The 15,467-nt window shown below is 48.7% G+C and carries 15 protein-coding genes; 1 reads left to right on the top strand and 14 read right to left on the bottom strand.

The features are described 5' to 3' along the window. Window positions 1-128: 128 nt before the first annotated feature. From MJO52_RS07100 to MJO52_RS07090, 3 genes are read right to left on the bottom strand one after another with little or no spacing between them, the layout of a single operon-like run. On the bottom strand, window positions 129-1,445 hold the full coding sequence (locus tag MJO52_RS07100) for a sodium ion-translocating decarboxylase subunit beta (protein WP_252085253.1): 1,317 nt from the start codon (window positions 1,443-1,445) through the stop codon (window positions 129-131). A 19-nt stretch (window positions 1,446-1,464) separates the two neighbouring features. Next, a complete protein-coding gene (gene oadA, locus MJO52_RS07095; protein WP_252085252.1) occupies window positions 1,465-3,252 on the bottom strand; it encodes a sodium-extruding oxaloacetate decarboxylase subunit alpha in 1,788 nt (595 codons plus the stop codon). Window positions 3,253-3,308: 56 nt separating this feature from the next. Beyond that, complete coding sequence (locus tag MJO52_RS07090; protein ID WP_252085251.1) at window positions 3,309-3,542, bottom strand: OadG family protein; 234 nt, start codon at window positions 3,540-3,542, stop codon at window positions 3,309-3,311. 591 nt (window positions 3,543-4,133) lie between these two features. On the opposite strand from MJO52_RS07090, the gene MJO52_RS07085 reads away from it, so the two are divergent. Continuing rightward, complete coding sequence (locus MJO52_RS07085) at window positions 4,134-5,153, top strand: tRNA dihydrouridine synthase (RefSeq protein ID WP_252085980.1); 1,020 nt, start codon at window positions 4,134-4,136, stop codon at window positions 5,151-5,153. An 18-nt stretch (window positions 5,154-5,171) separates the two neighbouring features. Here the strand turns inward: MJO52_RS07085 and MJO52_RS07080 are convergent, their stop codons facing one another. The 11 genes from MJO52_RS07080 to MJO52_RS07030 all read right to left on the bottom strand — a co-directional run bounded on the left by MJO52_RS07080 (window position 5,172) and on the right by MJO52_RS07030 (window position 15,020). Beyond that, entirely contained in the window at window positions 5,172-5,984 is an 813-nt protein-coding gene (locus MJO52_RS07080; RefSeq protein ID WP_252085250.1) for an outer membrane lipoprotein-sorting protein, read from the bottom strand. Continuing rightward, window positions 5,977-7,191: an ABC transporter permease gene (locus MJO52_RS07075; RefSeq protein WP_252085249.1), complete on the bottom strand. Its 1,215-nt coding sequence runs from the start codon at window positions 7,189-7,191 to the stop codon at window positions 5,977-5,979. Before MJO52_RS07075 ends, MJO52_RS07080 begins: the two co-directional genes overlap by 8 nt. Next, window positions 7,179-7,862, bottom strand: a complete 684-nt coding sequence (locus MJO52_RS07070; RefSeq protein ID WP_252085248.1) for an ABC transporter ATP-binding protein — start codon at window positions 7,860-7,862, stop codon at window positions 7,179-7,181. Before MJO52_RS07070 ends, MJO52_RS07075 begins: the two co-directional genes overlap by 13 nt. A gap of 23 nt (window positions 7,863-7,885) precedes the next feature. Next, window positions 7,886-8,494 (bottom strand): hypothetical protein, encoded by a 609-nt coding sequence (locus MJO52_RS07065; RefSeq protein WP_252085247.1) that lies wholly within the window; start codon window positions 8,492-8,494, stop codon window positions 7,886-7,888. 335 nt (window positions 8,495-8,829) lie between these two features. Further along, a complete protein-coding gene (locus tag MJO52_RS07060) occupies window positions 8,830-9,039 on the bottom strand; it encodes a hypothetical protein (RefSeq protein ID WP_252085246.1) in 210 nt (69 codons plus the stop codon). 120 nt (window positions 9,040-9,159) lie between these two features. Then, on the bottom strand, window positions 9,160-10,158 hold the full coding sequence (locus MJO52_RS07055) for a hypothetical protein (protein WP_252085245.1): 999 nt from the start codon (window positions 10,156-10,158) through the stop codon (window positions 9,160-9,162). A gap of 12 nt (window positions 10,159-10,170) precedes the next feature. Next, on the bottom strand, window positions 10,171-10,524 hold the full coding sequence (locus MJO52_RS07050; protein ID WP_252085244.1) for a glutaredoxin family protein: 354 nt from the start codon (window positions 10,522-10,524) through the stop codon (window positions 10,171-10,173). 353 nt (window positions 10,525-10,877) lie between these two features. Then, entirely contained in the window at window positions 10,878-11,939 is a 1,062-nt protein-coding gene (locus MJO52_RS07045) for an Ldh family oxidoreductase (RefSeq protein ID WP_252085243.1), read from the bottom strand. A gap of 122 nt (window positions 11,940-12,061) precedes the next feature. Then, window positions 12,062-12,823, bottom strand: a complete 762-nt coding sequence (locus MJO52_RS07040; protein ID WP_252085242.1) for a LytR/AlgR family response regulator transcription factor — start codon at window positions 12,821-12,823, stop codon at window positions 12,062-12,064. Next, window positions 12,811-13,833 (bottom strand): sensor histidine kinase, encoded by a 1,023-nt coding sequence (locus tag MJO52_RS07035; protein WP_252085241.1) that lies wholly within the window; start codon window positions 13,831-13,833, stop codon window positions 12,811-12,813. Before MJO52_RS07035 ends, MJO52_RS07040 begins: the two co-directional genes overlap by 13 nt. A gap of 8 nt (window positions 13,834-13,841) precedes the next feature. Next, a complete protein-coding gene (locus MJO52_RS07030; RefSeq protein ID WP_252085240.1) occupies window positions 13,842-15,020 on the bottom strand; it encodes a hypothetical protein in 1,179 nt (392 codons plus the stop codon). Window positions 15,021-15,467 lie beyond the last annotated feature (447 nt).

The following is a 15,467-nucleotide window of genomic DNA, read 5'->3' as shown; positions in this document are numbered from 1 at the left end:
AAAATTAAACAGGTAAATAGATATTCCTGACAAATACCTTGCAAATACAGCCATATTCCACTTTAAATTTTATCAAAGAAAAAGGCGAACCGAAGTTCGCCTTATCAGGAATGGCTTTGTGGGCCAAGTCAGCTGCCGGTTAAACTGCGTACCATGCTGATCATGACTCCCGCAGCAACCGCAGAGCCAATAACCCCAGCCACATTCGGACCCATAGCGTGCATCAGCAGGAAGTTGTGCGGATTGGATTCGAGCCCCACTTTATTGGATACCCGTGCAGCCATGGGCACGGCAGATACACCGGCAGAACCGATCAGTGGGTTTACCTTGTGCTTACTGAATACATTGAGCAGCTTGGCCATCAATACCCCTGCGGCAGTACCAATGGCAAATGCCACGATACCCAGGGCGAGGATTCCCAGAGTTTTTGGGTCAAGGAATTTATCTGCGGCCAGTTTCGAGCCGACCGAGAGACCTAGGAAAATCGTGGTGATATTGATCAACGCATTCTGAGCGGTTTCGGAAAGGCGAGACACCACACCACACTCACGCATCAGATTACCGAAGCAGAACATACCCAACAGCGGAGCTGCAGCAGGGAGAAACAGGGCAACCAGAATCAACAGCAACAGCGGAAAGGTAATTTTCTCGCGCTTGCTTACATGACGCAGCTGCACCATCTCAATTTTGCGCTCCTGCTCTGTAGTGAGTGCGCGCATAATCGGTGGCTGAATCATGGGCACCAATGCCATATAGGAATAGGCTGCTACCGCAATCGCACCGAGCAAATCAGGGGCCAAAATGCTGGAAACGTAGATTGCTGTGGGGCCATCTGCACCGCCAATAATACCGATAGCCGCGGCATCGGCGATGGAGAAGTCCATAATCCCCGCAACTGAGAGTCCGACAGCACCCAGTACAGTGGCAAAGATACCGAACTGTGCCGCCGCACCAAGGAACAGGGTACGCGGATTAGCGAGCAGCGGGCCAAAATCGGTCATGGCCCCCACCCCCATAAAAATCACCAACGGCGCGACACCCGAAGCAATAGCCACAGAATAAAAGTTATACAGCATGCCGTTGCTGAAACCGGCATCGCTGGCAAACTCTGCGGCCTGTAGCTGCACCGCAGCCGGGGCAGCACCCAGGGCAGCTTTTAAATCCTCGAGACTGGCAACAGTCTCCAACCCCAAGATCTGGGCCATTTGGGCAAGAACTGCTGCATTTCCCTGGGCCAATGCGGTCTCTGCTGCAGAGAGTGCCAGATCTGCTCCGGGAATATTGGCCAGGATACCGCCGAAGCCAATTGGCACCAGCAACAGTGGCTCAAAGTTTTTGCGAATAGCCAGAAACAGCAGCCCCAATCCAACAAAGATCATGACCAGCTGCCCCGGCATCATTTGTGCGATGCCGGAGGACTGCCAAAGCGTGAGTAAATTATCCACTTGCGACTCCTACCCCAATCTATGCGATAGACAGCAGGGCATCACCCACCGCCACGGAATCGCCCTCTTTTACCGCTACGCTGGCAACATTGCCACTGCGCGGCGCACTCACTACGGTTTCCATCTTCATGGCTTCGAGCACAATAATGGCCTGGCCCTCGCTGACCTTGTCACCAGGCATCACCATCACCTTAAAGATATTGCCCGCTAGGGGCGCATTGACCGGCTCACCTCCAGTGGCTGGAACCGAACTGGCTGAACTGGCTGCAGGGGCGGCCGCACCTACCGGGGCAATATTGGTCAGATCGCCACCATCGGCCACTGTCACGGTGTAGCTCTGGCCTTCCACAGTGACCGTATACACCTCTTCCCCGTTGTCATTTTTCACTGTGGAGTTTTCATTGCCAGTAGGCACCGGCTCAAAGGCATCGGCGTTGCCGCGATTTTTCAGGAACTTGAGGCCGATTTGTGGGAAGAGTGAATAGGTGAGCACATCGTCAATTTCACCTTCGCCATTGGTCAGGGCAATGTCCTCTGCCCCGGCTTTTTCCTGTAACTCCAAGGTGAGCCTGTCCAACTCTGGAGCGATCAAATCCGCAGGGCGGCAGGTCACTGGCGCTGCGCCTTCCAATACCTTCACCTGCAGCTCCTGATTCACTTCGGCAGGGGTCGCGCCGTATTCCCCTTTCAAAACAGCTGCCGTTTCTTTAGAGACAGATTTATAGCGCTCACCGGTCAGCACATTTAATACTGCCTGGGTGCCTACAATTTGTGAGGTGGGCGTTACCAGGGGGATATAACCAAGATCCTGGCGTACGCGGGGAATCTCTTCGAGTACCTCATCCAGGCGCTCACTGGCACCCTGCTCGCGCAGCTGGTTTTCCATATTGGTCAACATGCCACCGGGCACTTGGGCCACCAAAATGCGCGAGTCCACGCCTTTAAGGGAACCTTCAAATTTCGCGTACTTTTTACGCACCTCGCGGAAATACGCGGCAATTTCTTCGAGCAGATTAATATCCAGGCCAGTATCCCGCTCGGTACCTTCAAGCATGGCAACCAGTGTTTCCGTGGGGCTGTGGCCATAGGTCATGGACATGGAGCTGATGGCGGCATCCACATTGTCGACGCCCGCCTCGATACATTTGAGTGCGGTGGCAATAGAAAGACCCGTGGTCGCATGGCAATGCAGATGGATGGGAATATCCACCGCTGTTTTAAGGCGCTTTACCAACTCGTAGCCTTCGTAGGGGCGCAATAGGCCGGCCATATCCTTAATGGCAATGGAGTCCGCCCCAATATCCTCAATCTGACGCCCCAGCTCTACCCACAAGTCCATGGTATGTACCGGGCTCACGGTATAGGAGATAGTGCCCTGAGCGTGCTTATCTTGTTTTTTTACCGCGGCCAGGGCCGTCTTCAGGTTGCGCATATCGTTCATGGCATCGAATACGCGGAAGACATCCACCCCGTTGACCGCGGCACGCTCAACAAATTTTTCTACGACATCATCGGCGTAGTGGCGATATCCCAGAATATTTTGCCCTCGGAACAACATTTGCTGCGGGGTGTTGGGCATGGCTTTTTTTAATTCGCGAATCCGCTCCCAGGGGTCTTCGCCGAGATAGCGAATACAAGCATCGAAGGTGGCGCCCCCCCAAGATTCCAGCGACCAAAAGCCGACTTGATCGAGCTTTTCTGCAATCGGCAGCATATCGTCCAGTCGCAGGCGGGTGGCGAATAGTGACTGGTGGGCGTCACGCAGGACTACATCGGTAATCCCCAATGGCTTTTTAACCTCAGTCATGGGTTATCTCTCTCGGCAGAAATTATTGGATGTTCTAATGAAGCGAAATTTGGCGATTAACGTTTTTTTCGATGTTGTTCGATGGCCGCCTTGATAATGGCGTGCAAGCGGGCATTGTCATCGTTACCGCTAGCGGGCGGAGTGGCGACGGGCTCCGCTTCGGGAAAGTGGCGAGTAATAATTCGGGACATGATACCGGTGCCTATCACCAGTAACAGCAGGAAGGTAAAAACAATTCCCATACCGAACAGGGTAATATCCAACCCCTGTTGAAGTAGCGTATCTTGCACTCTGTATCCCCCTAAGCCTTCGGATAATAAAAGGTTAATATCCGGGCGATTATTCTTCGGCCTGTGGCCGTTTAATGTTAAGCAGCCACTATGCTTGGGCGCCTATAAAAACTGCCAAACAGCACCGCTAAACTTCCGCACAATTCCCAGCTTGACCAACACCAAGCCACTCCAACTGCAATCCCCAAAATTCTGCGACTGAGCGCAGTGATCTAATTGGTAACCTGCCTGGCTGGCAACCCATTTACGCCCGGCAATCTAGTCTTCAAGCAGGGCAAATACAACCTCGTTGGCGGTTCCACCCCGACAAGCAACCATACTATCTACTGCCAGAGGGTTCTTCTGCAGCATGGAAGTGCAGTCAATTTTCTATTATCAATACAAGTTGCTTTTAAAATCAAACACTTAATGGTTTCAGTGGCAACGGTGGCGCATGGTTCATTGCGTCCTTTATTGGTGCAAACACGCTCGAATTTGAGTTCAAATCTCCTATTAAAACTACCAGCCGAATGATCATTGTTACGGAATAGCGATCACTTGCTGATAGAATATGCGCCAACCATCACACCAATTTTTCCTATTTCCAGCTTTATGACCGATAAGACAATTTCCCTGCAGCCGAAGATTTACCAGGCCCCCATGGAAGGTGTTATCGACCACCATGTGCGCAAACTGCTTTCAATGATTGGCGGAGTCGATATCTGTGTAACCGAATTTGTGCGCGTTACCGATACCCGCCTACCCCGCAGGGTTTTTACACGTCTGTGCCCGGAGCTCTTGGAGGGCGCCAAAACCGCCAATGATGTCCCGGTACGCTTGCAACTTCTGGGCGGCAATCCCGAGGCCATGGGCATCAATGCCGCCAAAGCGGTTGCCGTGGGGGCAAAGGCGATCGATCTGAATTTTGGTTGCCCAGCCAAGTCGGTCAATAACAGCGATGGGGGTGCCTGCCTACTGCAAAGCCCACATCGGGTAGAGGCGATTGTCGGCGCTGTGCGCCGGGCCGTACCGGATCGCATCCCTGTCACCGCGAAAATCCGCCTGGGGTTCAACGATCGCTCTACTTATATGGATAACGCCCTGGCCGCAGCCGCCGGTGGAGCCAATGAGTTGGCGGTTCACGCACGCTCTAAAGTCGATGGCTACAAGCCCCCGGCCTACTGGGAATATATCGGTGAGATTCGGGAAAAACTGCAGATTCCAATAGTCGCCAATGGCGATATCTGGACACTGGCGGAATTTCAGCGCTGCCACGAGCAAACCGGTTGCCAAGCCTTTATGTTTGGCCGCAGCCTGTTGGCAAGGCCTGATTTGGGGCTGCAGATCAAGGCCTTCTGCGCCGGAGTAGAATATCAGCCGATGGCATGGCCACAGATTGTCGAGTTACTCTGGGGTTACTATCAAATTACCCGGGAAGTCTACCCGGCCAAGTATCTGGGTAACCGGATCAAGCAGTGGCTCGCCTATCTCAAGCTCGCGTTTCCAGAGGCCCAAGTATTTTTTGAGAAACTTAAACGCCTGCGCGAGGCTGAGGCTATTGAAGCCATTTTTTCCCAGGAATTGGAGTCACCCCAGGAAATAATTAACCAGAAAGCTATTGCAGCCGCTTAATAGCGGCTGCAAAGTTCGTTAAAGCTCAGCGGTTGACTGGCGACTTAGGTAAGCCGGGTTGTAATACTTTTCCGGCAAATCATGGGCCTGGACACTCTCATAAATAACCCGCGTCTCTGTGCCAGTATTGATCGTATCCTGCAGCCGCATTTCCACCACTAACTGCCGCCCCTCTCTTTGCCCAGAGGTAAAGTGCGCAACCTTAGCCAACTTGCCGGATTTCAGGTAAAGCTCGGCTTTTACCGGAAAATTACTTTTGCTATCCACCCACAAGTTAATACGCTGATAACTGGCCCCTTTGGTTTTAGCGGTAAGGCTCAAACGGTTTACCAGCTGATCCTGTAATGTCTCCTGCCCGGCATAAACGCCCTGATAATCCTCACTCCAGGTAAGTGTGGCCACATCCCCCACCGATGCCCCCCCCAACAATTTTTGCATGGGTGTAATCCGTATAGGGCGGCGGCTGCGCGGCATCAGCATCCAATAGTTATCCTGCAGCATTAACATTTTGGTGCCCTCCTCTCCCTTGCCTTTGAATACCACTAGAGATTTGCGCTGTGGGCGGGTGTACACATGGTAATTATCCATACTGTCCAGCTCGCCATTTTTGTAGACCTGCACCTCAGTGACTACTCGCGCGGAATTTTCTTGCAGACGGTAAAAATCGGCTTTGGCAAGCATGCCCTCCACTTGCTGCGTGGTGTAGATAATCTCGTTGCTGGCCCCACTATTGGTATTGAGTGAATTGGCCAATGCCATTGGAGCCATTGCTATTACCAGAGCGCTGCCCAAAACTTTCCAAGCAGTTTTTAGTTTCGCTAACTTATACATGTACCAATGCCTCTGTTATCGGTTTGTTTACACCTTTGCGCGCTGCCATAAAGGAAGACAGAACACAGATTGCCGCTACTGTTAACGAGATCATCCAAGCAAGATTCATTGAGAAATACACCACCAGGGGATAGCTCTCGGTTTTACCGGGAGGGGGCGGCATGGTGACTTCAAACACCATCAAACCCATACTCACTGCAGCTGCCAGCAAGATGCCCACGATCGCTCCTACCAGGGACAAGACCAATGCCTCCAACACAAAGCCCAGCAATAATTCGGCGCGGGACGTACCCAATGCGGAAAGAGTGCCGATCTCACGGGTTCTTTCTGTAACCGACATCGCCAAGGTGTTGAAGAGAGAAACAAAAATCACCATCGCCATGATCACGCCCATCAGACCAAAAATTCGGTCGTAAAGACTTTTCACCCCCTGGTAAAAGAAGGCGCGATCCTCCCAGGTGGTAATTTCCAACTCGGGAGCCTGCTCAGCCAGACGCGCCTTTAATACTTCGGTGTCTTCCAGCTCATAACCGTACAGGTGCATGGTGCTGACCTTTTCACTATCGAGAATAAACTGGGCAGAATTTATCGAGAGATACACCTGACGCTTATCCATATCAGGAACACCAGTTCCAAAAATTCCCTGCACTTTAAAATCCAGTGCGTTAAGAGCCCCATCTACAGTAGTCGACATCAGGGTGATATAGTCCCCTGTTTTTACATTCAGATTTCTGGCCAGATCCTTGGCCAGCATAATCTGCGGATCGGTAGGATCTTCATTCTTACTCAGAATGCCACCTTCGGTCATATTTAAGAAAGGCCCTTTTACCCGAAACTCGCTCGGCAAAATCCCCTGCCCCAAAAATATGGTCGACTTATCTCCATTGGAGATCAAGCCATTCAAATAGATACGTGGTTGTACCGCCTTAACCTGGCTATCGGTCAATAAGCGCTTTCTCAATTCGTCGGCATTTTCCAAGCCATTTTGTAATGGATACTCTTCATCGCTATTGAAATATCCCGGCTGGGTAAACACCAGATGCCCCTGACTGCGCGCCGCGCCTTCTTTCAGGGATTTATAAGTGTATAGACCAAAGCCCCCGGAAGTCATCAGAGCCATCACTACAATAGCGACAATTGCGACGGTCAAAAGGCTGCGGCGGCGGTTGCGTAATAAATTCAAAACTGCCAGTTTTAAGCGACGCATGGGGCTTCCTCCTGCAAAATCACACCGTCTTGTAAATTGATCACTCTGTCACAGTGCTGAGTCATACGATCATCGTGGCTGGCCACAATAAAGGCCGTTTTCTGTTCCCTGCCAAGGTGTTTCATTAATTCAATAATCTGCTGAGCCGTTACACTATCCAAGCTAGCGGTGGGCTCATCAGCTATCACCAATTTGGGCTTGTGCACCAGTGCTCGAGCTATCGCCACCCGTTGTTGTTGGCCGCCGGAGAGGCGGTCGGGGCGATATCGGGCAAACTTGGCCAAACCCACATAATCCAACATCTGCATTACCCGCTGTTTTACCTCAGCAGAATTCACTCCATTGAGCTGTAATGGGTAGGCAACATTTTCAAAGGCACTCATCACCGGAACCAAATTAAATTTCTGAAAGATAAACCCCATCTGAGTGCGACGTATCTTCATTGCCTGCTGGTAGTCCCTGGTCATTAATTCACCGGCAAAATGCACCACACCGGAATAATCTTGGTCCAATAAGCCACAGATATTTAGCATGGTACTTTTACCGGAGCCTGAAGGCCCACAGAGGGCCACCATAGTACCGGGGCGAATAGCCAGGTTGACATCTCGCAAAGCCTGGTGCTTTATTTCACCTGTCGTATAGGTCTTTTCTATATGTGTCAGCTGCAACATCGGTCTTTCTCCAATCCCAATTACTACTCAGTATCCAGCTTACAAAGTGCCTGAGCCCCTCTTGTATTGACCTTTGCCTGCCACTCACTTTTCTGATCTGACTTTTCACCCAAATCCGCAGCCTCCAGGGCACCACAGTAGATCCAACTCACTGCCTGTACCGGCATGTGCGACAGACGCGGATCATTCATCAGCTCCCCATAGAGCTCAAATCCTCGATCAAAAGCATTGAAGAAAGCGGGTACCTTGGTAAAAGTGGTGGCTGCAATCCCCTTAAAAAGTAAATCCCGGGGCACCCCCCTAGCCGAGCGGCCAGGATTTTCAAGCTCCTCCAACATCAATAGGGCTTTGTCCATACGGGCGATCCCATTTTCTGCATAGCTCACCTTCTTCCACGGCAACCAACTCTCCTTGGCCATCAGAGTCTCACTGGCACCCAGGTAGAATAGGGCTGCAGGGTCTGTGGGGTCTTGCTGCTGGGCAATTTTGAAAGCCTCGTAAGAAACTTCAATGGCATCCCCACCCTGCTGCGCCGCCTTGTTATATAGCCCTTCTAACTGCGCATCCACTGCGGCAAAAGCGGAAGTAGACATACCCAGTTGAATCAGTGCCGCTGCAATAATCTTCTTCATGATTTCTCTCCTTGCGTTTAGGTTGGGAGCAGATTAGCGCTGGTTATGGAGGTGGTCTTCATCGTGCGACAAAAGGGGAAGGAGAGGGATAAACGGGAAATCTTTGGGCTGAATGGAGTTAGAAACCACAGACAAGTGGTAAATGGCGAGGCGTAAACTATTTTGGCAAGTTACTTCCTAGGAGGTGGTACAGCAGAACCAGTTAATTGATATTGTCCCTAAGCGACCTATCAAATCAGCTCGAACACATATATAAAAATTAGGTCCAACATATTTAGAGGGTAAGCCCAAACTCACCCATCAGTAAGAAAACCTTAGTATTGAAAAATTGATTATTAGGTACTGTCAGCTATCAACTTGCTAATAAATTTTAAAGCAGAGAAGCCAGGGGTGTTTAATTTTTCTAAATTTTTAACCATTGCTGACGGTAGATAAGGCTTGGCTGCAAACAGAAATTGAGCCGCCCCGGCTGGTGATTCAGTTGAAATCTTAGAAGAATAGAGATTCCATAATTCATAAATGGAAATAGAGCCCTGCTCTTTCAAGTATGTATCTATCGCATTTATAATCAGAAGACCGCAATTATAGTGAATGCGTGGATTCTTACGTGACGCATCCAGATAAACCGGATTTTCCCCCAGGCTGGCAAGGCATTTCTGCTCTGCTTACTTTATCTTCTGCGACAGATAACCCTTAGAAAGGATACTCTCGAACGCCAAACCGGCAAAATAATCAGCCGCTCCCTCATGAAGCCAGGAGTCAGCTGTATCTATAACATCTGCGCCCTCTCTCTGATATAAGTGAGCAACTTCATGGGAAAAAAGCCAAAACAGTTCATCGACATCAATTGCCTCAACAACAGACTTCTTACCATACCAATGCATAAATATCTGGCCTGGCAGAGTTCCGCCTTGATGACCATGTCGACCATCGTCTGTAGAACTAAAAGAAGCAAACAATGCGGGCCTATAGCCAAGTGCGCCCATTTTATCGGCAAAGAAATCCATCAACTCAGGCAACTGAGTGCTCATCTGATGTAGCAGCTTCTCTGGTAGAAGTTCATCGATCACGCTAACAAAGTGATCACTCTGTATCGGTTCTCCATGACCAATATAGACCTTGCTGCCTTCATCAAAAGCCGTCCACCCAATACTCCCCTGATAGATCCTGCCATGCAGGATAATATTGTCAGACTCGGGAGTAACAATCGTCAAATACCACTTATTTAGGCTAGGTTGACAAGAATCTGCGCAGGCAAAAAATCTCCCCGTATGCAATAGATAACTTCCATCCGAAAACGGGGTGAAAGGGGCATATTCCTTGGGGAGGGCCGTATAAGTAGGGGTAAGATGAAAAGTAGCTTCTGTAAAGGCACTGCCGTCCTCACGCACTAAACTCTCTACCTCATCAACAAACTCAAACTGATACCCGTTAGAAGTAGGAGCCCAACGCTTGCTTCTTGAGTTATCCGGAGAGCTTTTAAAGGCGAGCTTCTTTATTGGCTTTTCTGACACAAAGGTAACAAACCAGTTACCATTTCCCTTCTTTTCCAGCTTGGTGCTAATAGTATTTGCAACTGCTATAGAGCTGAATCCTAAACAGCTACATACCACAGCCATAGTAATTGCAAGGGCTATTGTACGAAACGATTTTTTTATTATCATTCTCAACCTTAATCACAAAAAGCTAGTACTCTGAGTATTTGAATAAGCACTTAATATTTTTTTAGCATTATATCCGTGAATTACCTCTCCATTGATAAGCAAGACAGGAACACCTTTACCGCCTAGGCGATCATACTGAAACCTGCCCACCTGGGATTTCTCAATATCATACTCATAAAATGGTATATTGTACTCTCCCAGCAATTCACGTGACTTCTGGCAGTAGCCGCACCATTCGGTAGCGTAGAGAATAACCTTACCCGGCCGCAGAGAGACGTAATCCGGAAGCGGATTGAAATACAGCTCTATCTTATCCCACTTTTGAAAAATCAACAGAACTACAGCCAAAATCAACACATTCCTCATGCAAAGCCCCTATAAATCAAAGAGTCAGGAAAATAACCTCTTAGCAGCTCAACAACAATTTTAGAAAGTAGAAGATAAGCCCGCAATATGTACCAACTTAGGTGGTTCAGCATTTTATGTATAAGACCCACTAGGGTGATTATGCAAGATGTGCACCGTCAACTTTCCATGCTCACTCATAACATCCTTACAAATATCAGCCCTTGAGCCACTCTTTTTTATTACATCCTCTTAACGTCCCCACCGACACACTATCAGGCGCACCAAGGGTTTCGTCTTTAATGTAGTGTTGAGCTGATGCTTTTGCTGTAACTAAAGTGATCACTCTAAGAGAATGAATTTGTCTGTAAAAATTAGCTCTTAGTTAATACAGAGGGAAGGGGAACCTGTAATTTTTCAGCCCAGGGCTGAAGATCCTTGATAATAGAGGGATATAACTCTACCCCATCACGCAATTGCCGTGTTCGATTCGCCCAAGCACGCTGGCCGGGCACTCTTACTGGCTCATCACTATCACTGCGGTTTTGCTCCCAGAGGTTACTTAAAGCAATGGTTTGACGAAGAAAGTCTGCTTTTGCCCCAAAAGCCTGGGGATCAATTATCTGTAAGAAAACCGAGTTGGCCTCTTTATCGCGCTTGGCTGAATCATCGCCACGGCCATAGCCTCCAAGTGCCATCGACAACACCTCCAACATTGCACTTAGTGCCGCCCCCTTGTAACCGTGATCAGCACCACCAATCGGTAAAATACTGCCACCATTTTTGAACGCCGAGGGATCATCGGAAATCTTGCCATTATGGTCTTTAAGGCAAGCGGAAGGCATTTTCCTACCCTCTCGCTTTGCACGTGACACATAGGCGCCAGCTGTGATAGACATACTCACATCAAACAACAGAGGGTAACCTCCGGCCGGAGCCGCAAATGCCAGGGGATTCGCAGAGAACAATGGATCAATTCCCCCTTGAGGCGATACAGTATTTTCTCCCGGAGTTGAACAGGTTAGGATCGCCACATAACCCGCTTCGATTACCTGAGGTAAATAGGCAGCTAGGCAGGCAATATGCTGGCTGCGGCGAATAGTAGCGGTAACAACACCCTGTTCAGATACTCGTGATAATGCCTGTTCAATGGCTTTGCTAAGCACCCAGGGACCAGGTAAAAATTGTGCATCCCAGTTAAAGCAGTTACCCCTATCGGACAACACTTTGGGTTCACCACTAAGCTTGGACTCACCACTCTGTAACCACTCTAAATTGCTCACAACCCGGTGCAAGCCATGGGTGGTAAAACCGAGCAGGTCTGCCTGCAAGAATACATTAGCGATTATGTCGGCCCTGTCCTTAGCGAGCCCCACACGCTGGAATAAAGCACTGGCAAAATCTCTTAATTCTGTGGAAGAGTAATAATCTTGCATCGTGACTCCGTGTCATTCTTAGTTAGGACAATTAAGAACCGGCGCTTACTGTGAACCGGTTATAATTAATCCGCCTTACCACCTTAAATTTATTCTCTCTATGTAACAAACAAAAAATACATTCACATAGATTTAAACATTGCTGCGGCCCTACGGCTCACAGAAAACTTTTGCCCATCATCCATAATTACCGTAGCTGAGCCCGTTAGCCCTCGGCTAATCTTATCGATTCGCTTAATACAGACAATCGTTGATCGGTGTATCTGCCAAAAAAGATCAGGCTCCAACTGCGTCATCAATTCCTTAAGCGGTGTGCGTATAATATGCTGGCCCTGGTCTGAGTAAACAGTGGTGTACTTGTCCTCAGCGACAAAAGCCGAAATTTCATCACAGGAGATTAGGTGTACATCCTCTCCCTTACTAGCCCTGACCCAGCGTAGATATTCCGGCTTACCGACATTGAGTTGCTGCAATAAAGCCGCAATATTCGGACTCACTTGCGCCTGCTCTTCCGCTCTACTTTCCAGACGCTTCTTGATACGTTCACAAGCTAGCTGAAGTCGCTCATCATCAATGGGCTTCAACAAATAATCTACGGCTTCCTGCTCAAAAGCATTTACTGCATATTCATCATAGGCAGTAATAAAGACTACCACGGGTTTGATTTCCAGCTTGTTAAGCGCGGAAGCAACCGCAATACCGTCCAAACCCGGCATACGGATATCGAGAAAAATGACATCAGGCTGTTCTTTCTGGCAAAGAGTTAATGCCTCCTGACCATCAGCTGCTTTACCAACTACCACAAGTTCCGGAAAAACATCAGCCAACATTTTATCCAGATGATGACGCAACAAGGGTTCATCATCGGCAATTATTGCGCGCATGGAAACTCCAATCTAGCGGTAACCCCGCCCAGTTGATTACTACTTATCTGCAGCTTGCCTTTTTCCTGGTATAGAGTGGCAAGACGCTCTTTGATATTATTTAAAGCCAAACCATTGTGCTTGTTTGACGTTGACTTATTGGTTGCAGCCTGCAACCCAATTCCACTGTCCTCCACTTCTATGATCCACTGACTAGCTTTCGTAGCCACCCTGAGACAGACCAGCCCTCCTTTCTGTGAAGGTTCAATACCATGGAAAATGGCATTTTCCACCAATGGCTGTATTAATAGGGGCGGAACTTCCGTTGAAGGGTTAACGGTTTCTGCCAGTTCGACCCTATACTGCAAGCGCTCACCCAGTCGGATTTGCTGAATAGCCAAATAGCTTTCAAGACTGCGAAGTTCATCTTTCAGGGACACATAGTCAGAACGCGATTTATTCAAACTAAAGCGCAAGAGATCGCTAAAATTATCCAGTAGTAGCTCTGCCTTCTGTGGATCGTGCCTAATCAGCATCTTAAGATTGGCCAGTGTATTAAACAGAAAGTGAGGTTCTATTTGACTTTGTAATACTTTCAGCTGGCTTTGCACCAGAGTTTTTTGTTGCTGGGCCTGTAGTAACTCTGCTTCCTTGCGCTCAGTCTCCAGCTTGTGGGACTGTTCACGATTAAGATAAAACTGGTAGAGTAAAGTCGTCAAAAAGATAGCCAGAATTAGTGAGTAAATCAGGGCATTAACCGCAGGAAAAACTCCAAAGCCAGAGACCCACCACCAAACATTAATAGAACCCAGCACCGTCGTTGCCGAAATGGTTACTGCATACTTGAGTACATGTGGCCAGTTCGGTTTTAGGTGGAGCATAAGCTTGCGCGTAGAAAAAGCAACAAAGCCATAGGTTAGGGATATACCAAAGTTGAGAGAGTAACTCCCTCCCCACACTTGTTTAGTGATTAGGGCCACAACAATACAAAGAATCAATATACGTAAATATTCACTGAGCAACTTCACCATGATTCCTTTTATATCTTCATGTTCGCAGTCAAAGTAACAAGGGTTTCATTAGGCAATTGTGTAAAATACGATTTTTTAGCGCCGCCAAAATACCTTACTGATGCACCCAGAGTCCAATCGCCCTTCATTTCATGGTTAATACCAGCAGTCAAAACCATGCCTCTATCGCCAGGGGAGTATAAAATATCCAATTTAGGGTTGTAATTGTGATTAGATAAGCTCCAGTGCATCATCAGGTTATGTCGATTGCGTGCTTCACTTAAAAAAGCTGCCGCAGAAGCATATCTGGTAGCATCCCACCCTTCCCCCTGTTCACGATACCAGTTGGCATTGTCTGCAAGCCTTTGCCAATCGCGAGTATGCCACGCCCTGCTATCAAACCAGTATTCAGCGATGATTGTATGCCCTGCGTTATGGGTCCAGGTCATGCCCAACAGAGCCTGCCAGCCATCGCTCTGTTCTCCCTCTCGGGGTAAAGTGCCAGCTCCTGGAGAACCGGGCTTTAGCCATTGACGATAACGCTGTTGGTAACGGCCTTCGCTATGTAATTCCCATGACTCCCCATAGGTCGTAACCCAGCTGGCGCCGATATTCAAGCCACGCTGATCATCCAGATAACCGAGTAGTTGCCATTCACTCACACCTTTCAGCTGGTACCAACGTGCAGCCAAACCTCTCGGAAGCTCTTCATTAATAAGTTGACTAGCATTAGCATCTACCAACATCAGGCTCAGCTCTCCACTTTCTGTGAAGCGGCTGGCTGATACGACGGCAACGCCCTCATCAGCCCGCAGAGATACCGGGTTGCGCTCCATAGGCAGGAATAGATCCAAAGGTCTGTGAGCGTAGCTAACACCAAAATCCAGGCGACGCTTACCTGCAAGCAGGTCCCACCCGAATCTATCCCCCTGCCAAAATAACTCTTCCACAACAAGTTCTGATTCCTCACCAGCGCCACTACCTGCTTCATGCAGCATGGAAACCTGTCCTTCCCAGTCCGATACCTGCAGCGCACCTTGTAATTTAGCTTGGCGCTCATAACCTGACCCAGAATCGAAGATGGCACTTTTCGATTGATTCTTAGCGCTAACAGCCATTGCCAACTCCCACTGCTGAGTAAGTGACTGAGCATTGAGCTCACCCACCAAAGACAACATCAACAGCAGCCAAAAAGTATTCCTTTTCATCATCACCTCCAACTTGTTAGAAGCAATTTAGCAACACGAGTAGTTGTCTCCAGTCCAAGTGATGAGTGGTCTCCATGATGGACAGGCCGTAGATGGTTGGGATAAATGGTGGATAGCGGCTAGTGCAGGCCAGCGAGTGACGAATAAAACTGGCCAATTCACAGATCAGTAGTGAGGCCACCATCATCAATTCTGAACAGCAACCAAAGTGATCGGTGGGCCATAACGCTCTATATCTAAACGCTCTGTCACCCAGTGCAAAAGGTCTCTCACTTCAGGCCATCAGAAGTGTTCCTCTTGGAACCCTCCTGTGCTCACCAAACCACAAAACAGGCACATAAGAAGTGAAAATTTTTAGCTTCCCGCGACGAAATCAATAAAAAATACTCTTTAAATCACAGTTGGTGGAACCGTACCAGTTGATAGGAGTCCATCTTTTAACTCATT

Origin of the sequence: Microbulbifer variabilis, assembly GCF_023716485.1 — a bacterium.
In the GTDB taxonomy this organism is placed as follows: Bacteria; Pseudomonadota; Gammaproteobacteria; order Pseudomonadales; family Cellvibrionaceae; genus Microbulbifer; species Microbulbifer variabilis_B.
Note: the sequence above shows the minus strand (reverse complement) of the source record. Positions and strands in the feature narration are given on the sequence as shown.